Source organism: Desmonostoc vinosum (assembly GCF_059505385.1).
This window is the reverse complement of sequence record NZ_JCACKM010000108.1, coordinates 1-17,568: the sequence shown is the minus strand read 5'-3', so window position 1 is coordinate 17,568 and position 17,568 is coordinate 1. Positions and strand designations below refer to the sequence as shown.

The window sequence follows — 17,568 nt, the reverse complement described above, 5'->3', positions numbered from 1 at the left end:
CAGGTGTTGCTGGTGGGTTAGTATTTTGCCCTTCAGGAGTTGGGGAAGGTATTTGTTGATTATTTACAGGCGGATTTCCTGGGTTTGTGGGCAATACAGGTGTTGCTGGTGGGTTAGTATTTTGCCCTTCAGGAGTTGGGGAAGGTATTTGCTGTTGAGTTTGTACTGGTGCAACATCTGGAGTTGGAGATGGTTGTGGGGTTTGTGCCATTGGTGTCGTAGAAGAGGTTGGCACTTTTACCTCTGATGTTGCTACCGACGCTGAGTTAACTGTTAAAGCTTCAACAGATGGGAACTGGATCTGTTCGGTTTCTAGAATTCCTGTTGAACTGGCAGGGTGATCTGGGATATCACTAAAATCACTCTCAAGAGTATCTTTTGCTGAGTGTTGATTTGTTTTTTGTGTAGAAACTTCAGTTGTCTGTTCTAAGCTATTAGGGGTTTGAGCATTTGCACTCAATGAGCCGCTTAAAGGGGCTGCAAGCGCTACTGCTGCCACCAATACTGGAGATAAACGCATTGTATTTACATTCCTCTTCACAACCACACACAAATTAGTCATTAGTCGTTAATCATTAATCATTAGTCATCCCTTCTCCTGTCGGAGACGTCGCACGTAGCTTGCTACCGCGTAGGGGTACGACTACTTCGACTTCGCTCAGGGCAAGTAGTCATTTAGTTATGAACAAAAGACTACTGACAACTGACAAGCAATAAATAGCAATTCACACGAGTTTAATGTATTTTTGCCCACTTACACTTAACTGTTACTTTCTACTGCTTTTAGCACTCTTTGTAATACCTCCTGGTAGGCATTTTCTACATTTCCTAAGTCGCGGCGGAAGCGGTCTTTATCCATGACGCGGCGATCAGAGTCTCCTTCTGCTGTATCCCACAAACGACACGTGTCGGGGCTAATTTCATCTGCCAAAAGCAACTGCTGTTGTGAGTCCAAACCAAACTCTAGTTTGAAGTCTACTAGGGTAATGCTGCAACGCTGCCAAAAGCCTTGAAGAAACTCGTTGATTTGCAATGCTAGATGGGTAATTGCGTCTACTTGTTCCACAGTGGCTAGTTCTAGTAAATACAGGCGATCGCGTGTTAGCAAAGGATCTCCTAATTGATCATTTTTGTAATAAAACTCTACCAAAGGTTGTTTCAAAACGTTACCCAGCGGTAATCCTGTCTGCTGGCACAAACTTCCAGCGGCAATATTTCTCACTACTACTTCTAACGGCAAAATCTTGACAGCTTTTACCCGCATTTGATTTGGGGCTGGGCTGTCAATAAAGTGAGTTTTAATGCCATGGGTCTCCAACTGTTGAAATAGCTGGGTGGAAATGCTACAGTTAATCTCTCCTTTTCCTTGGATAGTGCCGCGTTTTTGGGCATTAAATGCGGTGGCATCATCTTTGAAATCAGCCAACAGTACTTGCGGATCATCCGTCGTATAGAGAATTTTTGCTTTGCCTTCGTATAACTTGGAATTAACTAACATGGTGGCAGATAAAGTTTTAGGCAATGGGCAGCTTGTGTCCCTTCGGGCTTAACCATTTTATCTTTAGTTCTCAATCATTGGCCACCAATGAAGATAGTAGACTTCTTGCAAAAATACTTGAACCGTCAGAGACTCAAGTCTCTGCCTAATAGCAAAAGTCCGTTGAAACGGACTAAAAATACTGTTATTAGTCGGTTGAAACCGACTTGAGTTATCAGCCAGAAAATTTATTTTCTGGCGAGTATCCGACTTATGCAAGAGGTCTAGTGAAAGAGAACAGGGAACAGGAGAAACTCAGCTACCCACTTTGAAAGTGGGGTTTCAACCTAGGCTGTTGACTTTGTTGGTTTTTAGGCGATTTTGCGGAAAATTATTCGTGTTCTTTTTTGTTTGTGGAAAAACGGCTGGAACAGCCGTTTTTCCACAAAAATAGTCAACACACTTTCTGCATGAACCCTTATGGGCAAAAGAGTACAAAGTTTACAGCCTAGTTTCAACCTATACTCACAGTACAAGAATTTTTTTGCGCCAGTTGTGGGCAAGGTTTTAAAGCTTGACTGTTTTCGATCAAGTAAAAAGCACCTTGAGAAGCTGGCGGCTTTGGTCTCTACTGATATTTGATTGCTGGCTCTTAGCAAAGAAAATTACAACTGACATCTAACTACTGATAGTAGACAATCGCTTCTGTCATATGATATGACTTGTCCATTCAGTGCATTTTTTTACTTAATATCAAAATAATTTGATTACATAAAATGTATATACGAACATCTTGTTATTGGCAATTTCATTCGAGGCACATAACAAACTAAAATTCATAAATTAAGATCAAATAAATTCGCAAGTGGGAGAACAATCAACTATCCTATTTTAATCGCTTTGGTAAAGTCTTTCTTTGTGAAAGCTAAGTGAAAGAGTTTCTAGCTCTCTGCTCTAAAATCAAGGTGAAAATTAACTGATTACCGCTCAATCTGCGTAAATAAAAATTCAATAACTTTGATTTCTGCGAATTTGCGACAGTAGAGATAAGGTAGCTAGTAGTTCAGCTTTAGATATTAAGACAAAAGAGGAGCCAAAATCAATGGAGAAAAATAATAATGAACAAAGACGAATTTCTCTATCCTCGTGGTCGCTACTATGGTCATGTTAAGCCAGAAAATTTAGTTTTTAATGCAAATCTACAGGAGTTTGCTCAAAAAGTCAGCTATATCTGCAATTTGGAAACAGGCGGAAAATTACCGCCAGGTGAAGCTTATGAGCAAATAAAATCTCTGTGGAAACAATTAAAACGAACTAAAAAACAATTGAAAATTGGTGAAGATCCTTTTCAAGATCCAGGCGAAGAAACAGAAAGCTAAAAAATTAGCCAAAAATCAAAATTATGACTGCTGACAAGTTTTAATTACTTCGTAATCATCGTCCAAACACCATCCCATAAATTAGGAGGCGGTGTTTGCTGGTAATTGCGAGCGCGTTCAAGGTGAATATTAACAGCTTGGTCTGTGGGTTGGATGCGTTTGGCTGCTTCAAAGCTGCCGATCGCTTGTTGAAAGTTGCGAGCTAAATAAGCTGAGCGTCCAGTATGATAGTGAAACAAGAATTCTTGAGTATTGGCATCTAAGGAAGTGCTGCGATCGCCAATCAACTCGTAGATATTTACTGCTTGATATTTACCTTTTACGCGAATTTTATCTAACTGACGTGCCCAAATGCGATCGCCGCAAAGTTGATAAGTGTATTCACTGAGTATAATATCGCAATTGTATTCTTTGGTGACACCCTCCAAGCGTGAACTCAAATTTACGCCATCACCAATTACGGTATAATCCATACGTTTGCGAGAACCGATATTTCCCGAAACCACTTCTCCAGAACTAATTCCAATGCCAATAGAGATTTGCGGCTGTTCTTGAATAATTCGCCGCTGGTTAAATTCAGCTAAGCGATATCGCATATCCAACGCTGCCTGTATTGCCCTCCAAGCATGGTTTTCTGTCAGCGGTAGCGGCGCACCAAATACCGCCATCAAAGCATCGCCAATAAACTTATCTAAGGTGCCTTCGTAGTTAAATACTGCCTCCACCATGGTTTCAAAATACTGATTGAGCAAAGTTACCACCTCAGCTGCACCAAGATTTTCTGTCAGTGTGGTGTAACCCCGGATATCAGAAAATAAGATAGTTACTTCTTTACGCTCACCTATCATCAAGGCATCTTCCCCCAATGCCATCACCTGCTCGGCTACATGGGGCGTCAGATAGCGAGACATAGTGGTTTTCATGCGTTTTTCCTGGCTGATGTCTTCCAAGACAACTAAGCCACCTCTTACTCCCCCTTCTGGGTTAGTTAAGGGATTAACAGTTAAATTAATACTGCGTTCTAGTATTTTTACCTCCCCAGCAGTAAGAAACTCAGATTGCGGAGTGAGGGGTTGATTCCAAGGAATAAAAATATCAGGGTTATTGCGATCGCGTGCTGCTAGGATTAAATGGTGAGTGTCGCTCAGCACTCGGCACTCAGCACCCACCACTTGATACAGCCCTACAGTCAAACTTTGCTCTGGTACATAATGTTTGGCTCCAGTCTTAAGACTATCTTCTAACCGCATTTGCAGGTTTTCAATTGGCACAACCTCCCATACTTGACGACCAATTAAATTTTGTTCCCACAGCAGCTTGTTATTTTTGGTGTTTGCGTCTGCTAATGGACAACCCAGTAATTCCAAAGCAGCATCATTAATTGTGACAATTCGACCGATCATATCTGTGGAAATTACAGCATTAGAAAGACTCTGTAAAATGTCTTTTTGATACTGCTTTTCTAACAATACATTTTCAAACAAACGAGCATTTTCTAAAGCGATTCCCGCCTGAATGTTAAAAGCTCGCATAAACTCTTCATCAGAAGCAGTAAAACTACCTTGTTGTTTATTAATTAACTGAGTTACACCAATCAATTCATTTGCGGAATTAAACACTGGCAAACACAAAATATTCCGAGTCACATACCCCGTCTTTCTATCGGTAGTTGGATCAAAACGTGGGTCTTTATAAGCATCAGGAATATTCAAAGCCTCACCAGTAGAAGCCACATAACCAGCGATGCCACGGTTGGCAGGAATGCGAATTTCAAGCAAGTTTGTTTCATCATCTGCTGCTGCTACTTTTGTCCAGAGTTCGCTCATTTCTTTGCGATATAAAAATAGCGTACTGCGGTCTGCTTGCATCAAAATCCGAGCTTGCTCCATGACTATTTGCAGGGTTGCTTCTAAATCTAGACTTTGGCCCAGTGTCTGAGTTGCCCGCAAAAGAGCCGTTGCTCCTCTTTGATTACGAGCTGCCACATAGAAAGATTGGCAGGTTTCTAGGATAATTCCAATAGAAGAGGCAAAATCTCGAAAACGCTCCTCATCATCATAATTAAACGGAATATCCCCTGCTTTATTCGCCAGTTGTACCACTGCTACAATCTGGTTTTTGCTGCTCACAACTGGCATACATAAAATATTGTGAATTTTATAGCCCATTTGTTTTTCTAGTTCTGGGCTAAACAGAGGATGACTGGAGGTTTCAGAAATATTTAAATATTCACCTGTACTAGCAACATGACCAGGAATACCAACTGTAATTGGAGTCCGAATTTCTAAAAATTTTTGTGTGTTATCTTGAGGAACTTTTGACCACAACTGCCCCTTATCATAGTCAACTAAAAAAATAGCTGTATTTTCTGCTTGGAGAATTTGACCAATTTTAAGTGTGATGGCTTCTAGTACCTTCTCCAACATAGTTTCTAGAGCTTCATTATTGATTAAATCAATAGCTCTGAGAAATTGTTGAAACTCAGCAGTAATAAAGTCGAGTAAGCAAACAAATTCGTTAACAGATAAGTCTTTGACGCGACGCAGTAGAGTGTGAGTACGATTAACTTGCGTAAGTTCAGTTAATGTAGCCAGGACGCTGCCGGGGTTAGGGAGTGTCATCGAATCTGGGGGCTAGGGACTGGGGACTGGCTCTTATGGGTAGGTTTTTTAGATTTCGCGTTTTGGTTGACGCGGAGACGGGGAGACGCGGGGACGCGGAGAAAGATTTCGGAGCGGAAAAATAGGCTTTTTCAAACTGAATATGAAAAACCTACCCTTGAAAGCTGGGGACTGGGGGGGATGAGGGAGATGCACTTCGACTTCTCCTGTCAAAGACGCTCTTGCTAGCTTGCTTCTCCATAGGGGTACGCTCAGTGACTGGAGGATAAGGGGACGAGGGAGTGAGGGAGGTAGTGAGAAAATTTCTCCGCGTCTCCGCGTCCCCGCGTCTCCGCGTCTCAATTCCCCAGTACCCCTATTCCCCAACTTTCAATTTTGTCCGATATTCCGAAAATACCACCTTTTTGTAATAATCTTGTAGCTGCTGTGTGGCAGATGCCCATCCCCAATTTTCTGCTTCGCGACGAGCGTTTTGACGGATAATATCTCGTTGTTGTTGCTGTTGTAAAAGGCGAGTTGTAGCTGCTATGGCTTCTTGAATATCTGCTGTTGGTTCAAAAAGATACCCATTTACTCCATCTGTAACGATATCGGGAATTCCCCCTGAACGAGCTGCTACCACTGGACAACCAGCTGCCATCGCTTCTAAAAGTACTAAGCCTAGTGTTTCTGTGCGGGAAGGAAAGATAAAAGCATCTGCACTGGCAAAAGCTGAGGCTAACTCTTTACCAATTAGATAACCAACAAAGTTGGTGTTAGTTTCGGCAAAGTGTTTTTCTAGTGCTTGGCGGTGGGGGCCATCCCCAACTAAGGCTAGTCTGGCTTCAGGAATTGCCTCTAGGATTGGTTTGATGCGCTCAATTTCCTTTTCGGCAGAAAGACGCCCAACATAAAGCAACAATGGACTCTCTGGATGATTTTGCGATAAACGCGATCGCATTTCCCAATTTGCTAATTCTGGATGAAATAATTCAGTATCCACCCCACGTTGCCATAAGTCCACCCGCTCAATACCGTGTGCTGTCAGTTCCTCCATCATTGCCGTAGAGGTACATAGATTCAATAGTGCTTGATTGTGAGCGCCTTTAAGTAATTCCCACAAAAATCCTTCTAACATCCCTAAACCGTAATGTTGGAGATACTGAGGCAAATGTGTATGATAAGAAGCCACCAGAGGAATTTTGAGTGTTTTACTATAAAAAATTCCAGCTAATCCTAAAACTGCTGGATTCACAACATGAATAACATCTGGTTGAAACTCTTCTAAAACATAGCCAATTGCTGGACGGGGTAAGGCAAGTTTTAACTCTGGATACAGAGGTAAGGGCAACCCAGAAACGCCGTATACTCTAGCTCCTTTATATTCAGTAATTCCACCATCAGGAGAAATCACTAATACTTGGTCTCCATTGCGTTGTAGATGGTCAACAGTTTGGCTCAGGCGAGTGACAATACCATCAACCTTGGGTAAAAAAGTTTCGGTGAATAGAGCAATTCTCATAAAAAACTATTCAGTCCAAGCAGATAATCCCAGCTTTTGTTGCGTTTCGGTCTCAAAGACAGAGTAAACTATCTTCCGTGATGTAATCAATTCCGTTATGGAATTCTCTATTCAAGAAATCACTAATCGCAAAAGCGAAATCGCCGAGGGCATTTTGCGCTTGCTGCCTGATTGGTTCGGTATTGAGTCAGCGATTGTTGAGTACTGTCATAACGTTAACCAACTTCCTCTATTCGCTGCTGTGACTCAAACAGACGCAGTTGTAGGATTCCTGTCACTTAAGGAACACAATGAGTTTGCTGGAGAGATTTACGTTATGGGTGTTGCCCTAGAATATCATCGTCACGGCATTGGCAAGGCTCTTGTTAAATACTCAGTCGAGTACTGTCGCAATAGAGGGCTAGAATTTCTGCATGTGAAAACCCTGGGAGAGTCGCGCCGTAATTCTTTGTTTGATCGCACTAGAAAATTCTATCTTCAGGTAGGATTTCGACCTCTTGAAGAATTTACAAGCATCTATTCTGGCAATCCCTGTCTAATTATGGTTATGGCGCTCTAAAAAGGAAGTTAGGTTTGGATTCAACTCATGCGGTCAAAACTGAACCCATCACCAAAGTAACTGTTGGTGGCGGCGAAGTTACCAATAGCTGGACGATATGCTTGATAAACAACAATTTAGCGATCGTCATATTGTGCTAAAATATGACGACCAATTTTCGACCAGCGACTTACTTGAGTCAAATAGGGTTCTTTTTGCAGCTGCACGCCAGGTTTACCCTAATTTCTGTGCCAAGAAACTTTGGGTAGAATTTGTTTATTGTCAACCCGTTTCTGATACTTGATAGCAAAGTTTAACAGAGAATCAAGTAAAGAATCAGAGAGATAGTGAGGTTGTAAACCGAGATCAAGCAATTGGGTGTTTTTCGCGTTGAAATAATGTTCCTCTTTCTCAACTCTAGGATTATCTAGGTGATTGATTTCCACATTCAATCCCATTGCATTCCCGGCTTTTTTCACCATCATCGCCAAATCACCGACGCTAAATTGTTCGGTAAATTGGTTAAATACGCGAAATTCACCAGCTTCGGCAGGATTAGCGATCGCTAATTCCATACATCGCACTGTATCCCTAATATCCAAAAATCCGCGGGTTTGTCCACCTTTACCGTAAACAGTAAGCGGGTGTCCAATAGCTGCTTGAATACAGAAGCGGTTTAGTGCCGTACCAAAAACCCCATCGTAATCTAAACGGTTAATTAACAACTCGTCCATCCCCGTTTCTTCGGTTAAGACGCCATAAACTACACCCTGATTTAAATCTGTTGCTCTTAATCCCCAAATTCGACAAGCAAAGTGGATATTGTGGCTGTCATGAACTTTGCTCAAGTGATACATTGAACCAGGCTGCTTGGGATAGGGTAAGGTATCCTTGCGCCCATTGTGTTCAATCGTAATGTACCCTTCTTCAATGTCGATATTGGGTGTACCGTATTCACCCATTGTCCCCAATTTTACTAAGTGGCAATCTGGGAAATCCTCACGCATCGCGTACAGTAAATTTAGGGTGCCAACTACATTATTGACCTGCGTTAAAACAGCATGTTCGCGGTCAATCATCGAAAACGGAGCTGAACGCTGTTCGCCAAAATGGACTATGGCGTTGGGCTGAAATTTGTGCAAGGCTTGCTGGAGGAAACCATAATTAGTAATGTCCCCTGTGAACAGGGCAATAGATTTACCAGTCAAATCTTGCCAGCGCTGGAGACGTTGCTGAATTGACGCGATCGGGGTGAGAGTCTCGACGCCTAGCTCATTATCCCAGTGCCGTCGCACCAAACTATCTAAAATCCCAACATCGTAACCTCGATTGGAAAGGTAAAGCGCGGTTGCCCAACCGCAGTACCCATCTCCACCAATAACCAGGACTTTCATCTTAACCAGTTTTTACTCGCTGATAGCTAAATCTATCAGGTTTGTGTCCCCTCTCAATCATTATTCTGTTGGAGATAGGTAATAAAGGAGCAGGGGAAGCAGGGGAAGCAGGGGGAGAGAAAGATTCTTAAGTTGTGAATCTTCAAGACTTCAGAATGCGATACTGCTGGGCTATGTAATAAAAAAATCGGTAATAATCCTGAAATTCTTGGCTCTCGCTTCGCCCTTGCCAATAATAATTTACTTGACCTTGAGTTAGTGTCAGTGTCATCGAAGCTAATTTTTGATTAATTTCTACAACTAACACTCCAGAAATTCCTTGAGCAGTCTGAAAGTTAGAATTTTTATTTGTCCTAGTTTTTGGATCTTGAATAATCGACTCTAGTAGCTGCTTACTTGCCCACCCTCGAATTTCTACAGATTTGTTTTGCGGTGAAACAAACACAATACCATCATTATTTTCTGGTGCTTTCAGCGAAGACCAGTTACTAGGATATGGAAACTCAAAGCCATAGCGGGAATTGTTATAAGTTTTCCATGTAATATTTTTTACGTCAAAATCAGATGTAGCGCAACCAAATAACATTAAAAACAAAACAAAAGTACTACTAAAGCAGAAAACAAAGGTATAGATTATTTTTTTTAAATTCAAATACTTACTTACAGCAAGAGTCATTTCTACACCTTTTGCCAAAGGCACTAATTACAGTACCAGTACCATACATTCATTTGCCAGCACTATTTTTAAGCTAAACCTCCATGGGCAATAGCGCACAACAATGATATGAAAATACCTCTTCTCCCACTCCCCATTTTAATGTAACAATATGTAACGAAAAAGCTGTCAAAACGTTTTACCATCTTGACAACAATCAAGAGAGTCGATAACGTGATATACATACCCGGGTAAGACCGTTAAAGAGTTATATGCAAGCTAAGCAAAAGGTTACTTTGTATCTATCGCCAGAACTGCACAGGAGGCTGAAAATTCGTTCAGCAGTTGACTCCACGCACATGTCGGAACTTGCCGAACGCGCACTCGTTTTTTATCTGTCCAATTCAGAGCTAGTTGACGAAATAGAAGCTTCTTCTTACGGGCGAACCCATAGAGTTTATTCCTGTCCAAATTGTGAAAGCTCAGTAGTTTTACGTGATGGGGAATTAGTTGCATTGGGTAATCAACCAGGGGTGATTGGACACGATCATCTTCCTATTGATGAGATGGAACAAGATGAAACCCATCCTAAGGGTGAAGAAGAATTAGTTCCTTGTTAGATAAGAATTATGAATGGGTAATTCATAATCCGGTTGTTATTACCGAGAGCAATGTCTGTACTGTCTCTATAAGGTCTCAAGTAGGTTGATGTATGAAAGAAGAGCTCAATATTTTAATTCAAGCTCAATACCCTCTAATCTACCTTGTGACCTCCGAGGAAGAGCGGGCTGAGCAGGCAATCTCCACAACCGCCCAACTGTTGAAGCCGCAACGCCGAGTGTACGTTTGGACAGTAACCCACGGTATTGTGGAGTATGGTCAACCCCGGAATGTCACTCAACATAACACCGTTTCACCAGAGGCGGCAATTGAGTGGATCATCCGGCAGAGAGAGCCTGGTATATTTATTCTTAAAGATTTACATCCATTTATTGATGCACCTGCAACTACCAGATCGTTACGCGATGCGATCGCTAGTTTCAAGGGTATGCAGAAGAACATCATATTGATGTCACCTATGCAGCAAGTACCCATTGAGCTAGAAAAGGAAGTTGTAGTTCTAGATTTTAAATTACCAGACATGGTTGAGTTGAACAAAGTTTTAACTCACCACATAGATCAGAATCGTGGGCGGCGGCTCACCACAGAGGCCAGAGAAAAGCTTCTAAGAGCAGCTTTAGGTTTAACTAAGGATGAAGCCGAGAAAGTATACCGCAAAGCACAGGTAACTACAGGACGCCTGACAGAAGATGAAGTAGACATAGTTTTATCTGAGAAAAAGCAACTCATCCGGCGTAATGGTATCTTAGAATACATCGAAGAAGATGAAACCATTGATGCTGTAGGTGGCTTAGAGGAACTCAAGAAATGGCTCAAGCAACGCTCTAACGCTTTTACAGAGAGAGCCAGAGAGTATGGTTTACCTCAACCAAAAGGGATGTTGATTCTCGGTGTTCCAGGTTGTGGTAAGTCGCTGATAGCCAAAACTACATCTCGCCTGTGGGGTTTACCACTGTTGCGCCTAGACATGGGGCGAGTTTATGATGGCTCCATGGTGGGACGAAGTGAAGCAAATCTGCGTAACGCCTTAAAAACAGCAGAATCTATTTCTCCAGCGATTCTATTCATCGATGAATTAGATAAGTCGTTTGCTGGTAGTGCTGGTTCATCCGACTCTGATGGCGGTACATCGAGTAGAATCTTCGGTTCTTTCCTCACCTGGATGCAAGATAAGAAATCTCCAGTGTTTGTCATGGCAACAGCTAACCGAGTAGAGCGTTTGCCTGGAGAGTTTTTGAGGAAAGGTCGCTTTGATGAGATTTTCTTTGTAGACCTACCCACACCAGAAGAGAGACAGGATATCTTTAAGATTCACCTGACCAAGCGCCGTGAAGACATCACTCGATTTGACCTTGAGCAACTAGCTAAGATGTCTGATGGTTTTTCTGGAGCAGAAATTGAACAAGCGATCGTTGCGGCGATGTACGAAGCTTTCGCCCAAGATCGGGAGTTCACACAACTAGATATTATTGCTGCGCTAAAAGCGACTTTGCCGCTGTCTCGGACAATGCAAGAACAAGTAACGGCCCTCAGAGACTGGGCCAGACAGCGAGCTAGACCCGCAGCATCTTCCATTGCTGAATATCAGCGAATGGAGTTTTAAAAGCTTTCCCTTGCTAACCCAGGGGGAAAGGCTAGCTTTGTCAGCTAGCAGTTATGAAAAAAGCCGCCTCAACTTATAGGTGCGGCTTCGCCCAAAACAAACCGTTGTCGTTTTTCTCACTCTCTCATTGGAGGAAACCCAAATGTCTCATTTTAGCACTCTGCGTACCAAGATCACCGATGCTGAAATCCTCAAGGCTTCCCTGCGCGACTTGGGTATCAGCGTGAAGACTGAAGCTGATGTTCGTGGCTACAACGGTCAGCGCGTTCGTTCTGACATCGTTGCCGTGTTAGATGGCGAATACGATCTAGGTTGGTCTCGCAACAGCGATGGTTCTTTTGACCTCATCGCTGACCTGTGGGGCGTTGCTAAAAAGCACAACCAAACCGAGTTGATCAACTCCATCAATCAAAAGTATGCCGTTAACAAGACCTTGGCTGAAGTAAAACAGCGCGGTCTACAAAACGCCAATGTGAAGTTGGTATTGCAATAACAATTTCTCTGCGCGTTCCCAAAGCTGCACGGGTTAACTAGGCATTAGCGGTTAGCCCGCTTTTTTATCGGGACTGAGATTTATTTCTCAGTCCCTATTTTAATGGTTTATGATCCATTTTGTCCAAAACGCAGAATCACTCATTTCCTACCTAGAAGATAAATTGATCTGAGTACAAGTGTGTAATAAGGACTTTTAAGAAAAGCCACTACGTTGAGTGAAGCTGTCAAACGTGGTTTGATTGAACCCTTAAGCCAGTGAGCCAGATTTCTGAGGAAGTTCGCGCAATGTTGGAGATGTTAAAAAACGTTTTGGATGGAGCTAGCTGTTTATTCTATTACAGTAGGTAGATTATTCCTTACCAAATTTGACTTAAGTCTAAAATAAACCCAAGTAGTAACGCTTCACCGCTCAGTGTTTTCGGATTATTTAATTCCTCAACCGCTGTATTAGGACGATAAATAAAAACTTTACGTTGTTTTCTATCAATTAACCAACCAAGTTGTGTCCCATTATTAATATACTCTTGCATCTTATCTTGCAAAACTCGCAAACTATCACTCTCAGAACGCAGTTCAATGACAAATTCCGGGCAAATTGGTGCAAATTTTTTTCGTAGTTCTGATGGTATTGCTTCCCAGCGTGTACGTTTTATCCATGCCGCATCTGGAGACTTAACAGCGCCATTAGGTAAAGTAAATCCACCACTGGAACCAAACCCCACCCCTGTACCATCTTGCTGTGTCCATGCCCATAACTGACCAATTAAATTAAAATTATGCTCATCAGTTTCTGCACCAGTAGGGGACATAATCTCTAATTCTCCAGCAGCGTTACGTTCAATACGAAAATCGCGGTTTAGCTGACAAAACTCGTAAAATTGATCGTTTGTCATGGCGATCGCAGGTTGCAGTTGCAAGACAATTGGTACAATCTCTGTGACTAGGGGTAAGTTTGTAGTCATGATAGTTTTTAGGGACTTCACCTGTTTTTAGGATATATCTTCGCAAGAATATTGGAAAATTAAGCAACTGTGGGTCTGTTTTCCCAGATGGAGAAGTTAAGCGCGATCGCAATCCGCCATAGTTAAAAACTATTAATTTTAAGTATAGAAAAAAACACTAAATCTTAAGATAATCCTCGATTATTTTCATAAATCCTCTACTTAAGGAGAGATCACAAATGCTGAAAATTTGTATTGCTTTTCTTTGCACTATCTTTCTGACTTTTAACCTAGTCATTGGTAACGCCTGGGCAGTAGGTCAATTTTCTCAGACCTGTGAGAACATTAATATCAACGGTTCAATCTTAACGGCCGATTGCGAGAAAGCTAATGGACGTACGTATTCTGCAACTTCCATCGATCTAAATCCACATATTGCCAATATTGATGGAACTTTAAGCTGGGACGGAGAGCAATTCGCTTTAACTTGCGATAATATTGGTCTGGCTGCTACTAACAGACTTCGTGCTGAGTGCGAGAAAGCTGATGGACAAACTTATATAGGCTCATACCTCAATCTTGATGAGCATATTGCCAATTCTAATGGAACTCTTAAGTACGAATAATACAGCTATTACAGCTAACGTCAGGTAGGTTAGGACATAAACTAAACAGAAAACCCAGACACCAAGAGACTTTCAAGCCTGTTCCCTGCTATAAACAATGCCAAAATTTTAGGGGTGGTTACAAAACCACCCCTCTATTCCCCTCATATTTAAAATTTACTTACACTACACTTCTTAAGAAGTATATTTACTCAGCAATATTAACTAAACTTTCAACTTCGGAAGTCGCCAATGTTGGGGCTGTAAAAATTCGTGAGTACAGACTTGATGGTTGTTGATGAGCAACAACTGGTAGAACTTGACGAGCATGGGTTGCTACTTCTGTTGCTTTCACATCATAAGTCTGTGTTGCTAACTTAGGATATAAACCGATACTGATAATTGGAATTAGCAGACAAGCGGTGATAAATAACTCGCGGGGTTTGACATCTGAGATTACGGCATCCAAATGTAACTCTTCACTTTGCTGTCCGTAGAATACTTGACGGAGCATTGAAAGTAAATAAATCGGAGTCAGAATCACACCCACTGCTGATAGCAGTACGACTACAATCTTGAAACTAGAACTGTAAACATCGCTGGTGGCGATACCGAGAAACACCATCAATTCGCCAGCAAAACCACTCATACCAGGTAAGGCGAGAGAAGCCATTGCACCTGCGGTAAATAGCGCGAAGGTTTTGGGCATTACTTTTGCCATGCCGCCCATTTTATCCATCGCCAAGGTGTGGGTACGTTCGTATGTGACGCCAGATAGGAAGAACAAGCTAGCAGCAATCAAACCGTGGGAAACCATCTGCAAAACTGCACCACTGACACCGAGTTCTGTGTAGGAGGCTAAACCAATCAGCACAAATCCCATGTGGGCAATGGAAGAGTAGGCCAAGCGCCGCTTGAGGTTGGTTTGAGCAAAGGCGCAACACGCACCGTAGACTATATTTACTACACCCAAAATTGCCAATACTGGGGCAAAAGTCACATGGGCGTTGGGCAACATTTCAATGTTGAAGCGGATGAGGGCATAACCACCCATTTTTAGTAAAACACCAGCCAATATCATTGAACCGGGTGCTGATGCTTCACCATGGGCATCAGGCAACCAAGTATGTAGAGGGAAAATTGGCAGCTTTACTCCGAAGGCAATCAAGAAACCTGCGTAAACTAACAATTCAAAAGCTTTAGGATATTGCTTCATTCCCAGAGTCGCCATGTCGAAGGTGACGGTATCTCCAGAGAATGCCATTGCTAAACCCGCAACCAAGATAAATATTGATGCGGCGGCGGTGTAAAGAATAAACTTAGTCGCTGCATATTGACGTTTTGGCCCTCCCCAAATAGAAATCAGCAGGTAAACCGGCACTAACTCGATTTCCCACATTAGGAAGAACAACAGTAAATCTTGAGCGACAAATACGCCAAGCTGGGCACTGTACATCGCTAACATCAAACCATAAAACAATCGCGGCTTGGTGGTAACTTTCCAAGCCGCGAAGATTGCGAGAGTATTAATCAAACCTGTCAGAAGTACCAGGGGCATCGACAGACCATCAACCCCTACTGACCAATTCAAACCCAACTGCGGTACCCAAGGATAACTTTCTACAAGTTGGAGTGTTGAATTCTGGAAATCATAATGATACCAAAAGGCATAAATCATTAATGCAAAGTCGGCGATCGCAATTCCCAAACTATACCAGCGGACGGTTCTACCTTCTTTATCGGGAATTATAGGGATGGCTAAGGCAGCCACCAAGGGCAATAAAATTATGGCTGTTAGCCAAGGAAATTCCATAAAATTCATCACTTCTGACAATCGTTTTTTGTTTTCGCTTTTGATTACATTATATTAAGCAATTCATAGTTTTGTAAATTTTATTGACCTCCGAATAATTAAATTTTGGGGTTTTTTTGAGCATATGTACTCACAAAAGTCTAGGTTGTGAGCATTGATAAGTATTTATTCTGATCATTTACCGTTGCAATGCTATTCTAAATGTAAAGTTTTGCAACGTCAACAATCAATAGTAGTTCCAGCCAATGTGATCAAAACAGCGATCGCACAAGCATATGTGAATTGCCGCGATCGCCGATTGCAGGTATGACTGAACTGCTAAACAATCCGGTTGACAATCGTCCAAACTTCCCCATCTGAACGGACGTGGGGGACGGAAATTGTCTTGAACCCGGTGATGAAAGGTTTGTAGTACACTTGCCAATAAATGGGACTTAGTTGATCAGCACAAGTTTTTAGCTGGCGGATTTCTGTTGCTAGTTCTCCTGCCAGTTGATTAATGCGTTGGGCATGAACTTGAGCTACTTTTTTCACTTCTTCTAGCTGTTGCTGTTGGGTGAGTTGTTTTGATTCAACCTGCCAACGAGTTAATTGAGCTTGTTTATGATTTAGCTGTATTTTTAATGCGGCGATCGCATCATCTATACCTTTAAGTTCAGCAAATAACTGGGGATTTTCTCTGGCTTGGCGACGGTAGGTCTCAACCATTGCTAGAGGTGAATCATTCTCGCCAGATTCTACATCATTAATAGTGAGGGTAGCGCGTTCTTGCTGGAGAACTTGAATTTGAGATTGAAGTGCTGTGATTTCTGCTTGAATTTGATCCATAATCTCTATCCCTCGTGAACGCTGCTAGTTGCACCTTGGGTATCTAAAGCAAGCGATCGCACAACGTTCGTAATTCCTTCTCCTTGCCAAGCATTTTCCATTGCGGCCTCCACGGCTGTTGAGTGGGCTGCATCTGCTAAAGCTAGCAGTGTCGGCCCCGCACCACTAATCACCATGCCATAAGCACCAGCAGTCACAGCTGCTATGTTGACAGCATCGTAACCAGGAATCAAATTTTTACGATAAGGTTGATGCAACTTATCTTGCAAGGCTGCCTTTAACCATTCTCCTTTGGCAGTTTCCAACCCACGTAACAATAACCCTAGATGCGCCGTGTTGAAAATTGCATCTGCACGACTCACTTCATTTGGCAGAACACTCCGCGCCTCTTGGGTGGAAAGCTCAAAATTAGGAATAGCAACTATCGGCACAACATCGTCGTGCCAAGGAACGTCACAAATTTCCCAACCTGTGCCACTAGTAGCAGCCAGACGACAACCTCCTAGCAAGGCTGGAACGACATTATCAGGATGCCCTTCGATAGCGATCGCTAACTCCATTAGTTGCAACTCATTTAAAGGCGCACCTGCCAGTTGATTAGCCGCAATCAACCCACCAACAATTGCCGTCGCTGAACTACCCAAACCTCTAGATAACGGTACACCCAACTGAATTTTTATTTTTACTGATGGCGGCATTTGTTCTAAATGTTCATAAAATTTGATAAATGCCTGATATAGCAGATTACTCTCATTAGTTGGTACTTGTTGAGCTTCTGTACCCGTAACATTAATAATTAATCTATTCTCTTCGGTGCGAGTAAACTTGAACTCGTTGTATAGCGTTAAAGCTGCACCAATGCAGTCAAAGCCAGGCCCCAAATTAGCAGTTGTGGCAGGAACAGTTACAGTGACATCAGAAATAACAGACATTTGTCAATACTCACTAATTAATCAATTAGCATCCCATGTCGTGCTAATTCGTAATTCGTAATTCGTAATTCGTAATTAAGGCGTTGCATAATTGCGGGATGATTTATCGGGCTACGCCCCGCTACGCTAACACGCAGAGGCAAGGCAGCGCGTTGCGGAGCGAGT

17 protein-coding genes and 1 pseudogene are annotated in these 17,568 nt (G+C 42.3%); 6 read left to right on the top strand and 12 right to left on the bottom strand.

Going from position 1 to position 17,568, the window contains the following annotated elements:
- The 3 genes and pseudogenes from AC5JMF_RS17570 to AC5JMF_RS17560 all read right to left on the bottom strand — a co-directional run.
- A pseudogene (locus tag AC5JMF_RS17570) lies at positions 1–520 on the bottom strand (BamA/TamA family outer membrane protein); the annotation flags it as partial.
- A 240-nt stretch (positions 521–760) separates the two neighbouring features.
- Positions 761–1,498, bottom strand: a complete 738-nt coding sequence (gene purC, locus AC5JMF_RS17565; protein ID WP_495797005.1) for a phosphoribosylaminoimidazolesuccinocarboxamide synthase — start codon at positions 1,496–1,498, stop codon at positions 761–763.
- Positions 1,499–1,561: 63 nt separating this feature from the next.
- On the bottom strand, positions 1,562–1,756 hold the full coding sequence (locus tag AC5JMF_RS17560) for a hypothetical protein (protein WP_495797004.1): 195 nt from the start codon (positions 1,754–1,756) through the stop codon (positions 1,562–1,564).
- Between the two features lie 839 nt (positions 1,757–2,595).
- Here AC5JMF_RS17560 and AC5JMF_RS17555 point away from each other — a divergent pair.
- Positions 2,596–2,856, top strand: a complete 261-nt coding sequence (locus AC5JMF_RS17555) for a DUF7219 family protein (RefSeq protein ID WP_495797003.1) — start codon at positions 2,596–2,598, stop codon at positions 2,854–2,856.
- A 44-nt stretch (positions 2,857–2,900) separates the two neighbouring features.
- On the opposite strand, the gene AC5JMF_RS17550 is transcribed toward AC5JMF_RS17555, so the two are convergent.
- Together AC5JMF_RS17550 and AC5JMF_RS17545 are read right to left on the bottom strand one after the other, a co-directional pair.
- The gene (locus AC5JMF_RS17550) at positions 2,901–5,477 is read right to left on the bottom strand and encodes a GAF domain-containing protein (RefSeq protein WP_495797002.1); all 2,577 of its coding nucleotides are present in this window, start codon (positions 5,475–5,477) and stop codon (positions 2,901–2,903) included.
- 355 nt (positions 5,478–5,832) lie between these two features.
- A complete protein-coding gene (locus AC5JMF_RS17545) occupies positions 5,833–6,978 on the bottom strand; it encodes a glycosyltransferase family 4 protein (protein ID WP_495797001.1) in 1,146 nt (381 codons plus the stop codon).
- 97 nt (positions 6,979–7,075) lie between these two features.
- Here AC5JMF_RS17545 and AC5JMF_RS17540 point away from each other — a divergent pair, with 97 nt between their 5' ends.
- Entirely contained in the window at positions 7,076–7,537 is a 462-nt protein-coding gene (locus AC5JMF_RS17540; RefSeq protein WP_495797000.1) for a GNAT family N-acetyltransferase, read from the top strand.
- Between the two features lie 20 nt (positions 7,538–7,557).
- Here the strand turns inward: AC5JMF_RS17540 and AC5JMF_RS17535 are convergent, their stop codons facing one another.
- From AC5JMF_RS17535 to AC5JMF_RS17525, 3 genes are all read right to left on the bottom strand, one after another.
- Positions 7,558–7,623 (bottom strand): hypothetical protein, encoded by a 66-nt coding sequence (locus tag AC5JMF_RS17535; RefSeq protein WP_495797010.1) that lies wholly within the window; start codon positions 7,621–7,623, stop codon positions 7,558–7,560.
- Between the two features lie 132 nt (positions 7,624–7,755).
- Positions 7,756–8,910 carry an NAD-dependent epimerase/dehydratase family protein gene (locus AC5JMF_RS17530; RefSeq protein ID WP_495796999.1) on the bottom strand — a complete coding sequence of 385 codons (1,155 nt, stop codon included), beginning with the start codon at positions 8,908–8,910 and terminating at the stop codon, positions 7,756–7,758.
- 142 nt (positions 8,911–9,052) lie between these two features.
- A complete protein-coding gene (locus AC5JMF_RS17525) occupies positions 9,053–9,610 on the bottom strand; it encodes a hypothetical protein (protein WP_495796998.1) in 558 nt (185 codons plus the stop codon).
- 227 nt (positions 9,611–9,837) lie between these two features.
- Here AC5JMF_RS17525 and AC5JMF_RS17520 point away from each other — a divergent pair, with 227 nt between their 5' ends.
- The 3 genes from AC5JMF_RS17520 to AC5JMF_RS17510 all read left to right on the top strand — a co-directional run bounded on the left by AC5JMF_RS17520 (position 9,838) and on the right by AC5JMF_RS17510 (position 12,282).
- Entirely contained in the window at positions 9,838–10,185 is a 348-nt protein-coding gene (locus AC5JMF_RS17520; RefSeq protein WP_495796997.1) for a slr0373 family blue light stress response protein, read from the top strand.
- Positions 10,186–10,277: 92 nt separating this feature from the next.
- Positions 10,278–11,789 carry a stress-responsive protein Ycf46 gene (gene ycf46, locus AC5JMF_RS17515; protein ID WP_495796996.1) on the top strand — a complete coding sequence of 504 codons (1,512 nt, stop codon included), beginning with the start codon at positions 10,278–10,280 and terminating at the stop codon, positions 11,787–11,789.
- Positions 11,790–11,931: 142 nt separating this feature from the next.
- Positions 11,932–12,282 (top strand): DUF1257 domain-containing protein, encoded by a 351-nt coding sequence (locus AC5JMF_RS17510; RefSeq protein ID WP_011321426.1) that lies wholly within the window; start codon positions 11,932–11,934, stop codon positions 12,280–12,282.
- Positions 12,283–12,640: 358 nt separating this feature from the next.
- Here the strand turns inward: AC5JMF_RS17510 and AC5JMF_RS17505 are convergent, their stop codons facing one another.
- Entirely contained in the window at positions 12,641–13,246 is a 606-nt protein-coding gene (locus AC5JMF_RS17505; RefSeq protein WP_495796995.1) for a Uma2 family endonuclease, read from the bottom strand.
- A gap of 218 nt (positions 13,247–13,464) precedes the next feature.
- On the opposite strand from AC5JMF_RS17505, the gene AC5JMF_RS17500 reads away from it, so the two are divergent.
- A complete protein-coding gene (locus AC5JMF_RS17500) occupies positions 13,465–13,851 on the top strand; it encodes a mannose-binding lectin (RefSeq protein ID WP_495796994.1) in 387 nt (128 codons plus the stop codon).
- 187 nt (positions 13,852–14,038) lie between these two features.
- Here the strand turns inward: AC5JMF_RS17500 and AC5JMF_RS17495 are convergent, their stop codons facing one another.
- From AC5JMF_RS17495 to thrB, 3 genes are all read right to left on the bottom strand, one after another.
- Complete coding sequence (locus tag AC5JMF_RS17495; protein ID WP_495796993.1) at positions 14,039–15,652, bottom strand: NAD(P)H-quinone oxidoreductase subunit 4; 1,614 nt, start codon at positions 15,650–15,652, stop codon at positions 14,039–14,041.
- 309 nt (positions 15,653–15,961) lie between these two features.
- Entirely contained in the window at positions 15,962–16,471 is a 510-nt protein-coding gene (locus tag AC5JMF_RS17490; RefSeq protein ID WP_495796992.1) for a hypothetical protein, read from the bottom strand.
- A gap of 5 nt (positions 16,472–16,476) precedes the next feature.
- Positions 16,477–17,403 (bottom strand): homoserine kinase, encoded by a 927-nt coding sequence (thrB, locus tag AC5JMF_RS17485; RefSeq protein WP_495796991.1) that lies wholly within the window; start codon positions 17,401–17,403, stop codon positions 16,477–16,479.
- Between the last annotated feature and the right edge of the window lie 165 nt (positions 17,404–17,568).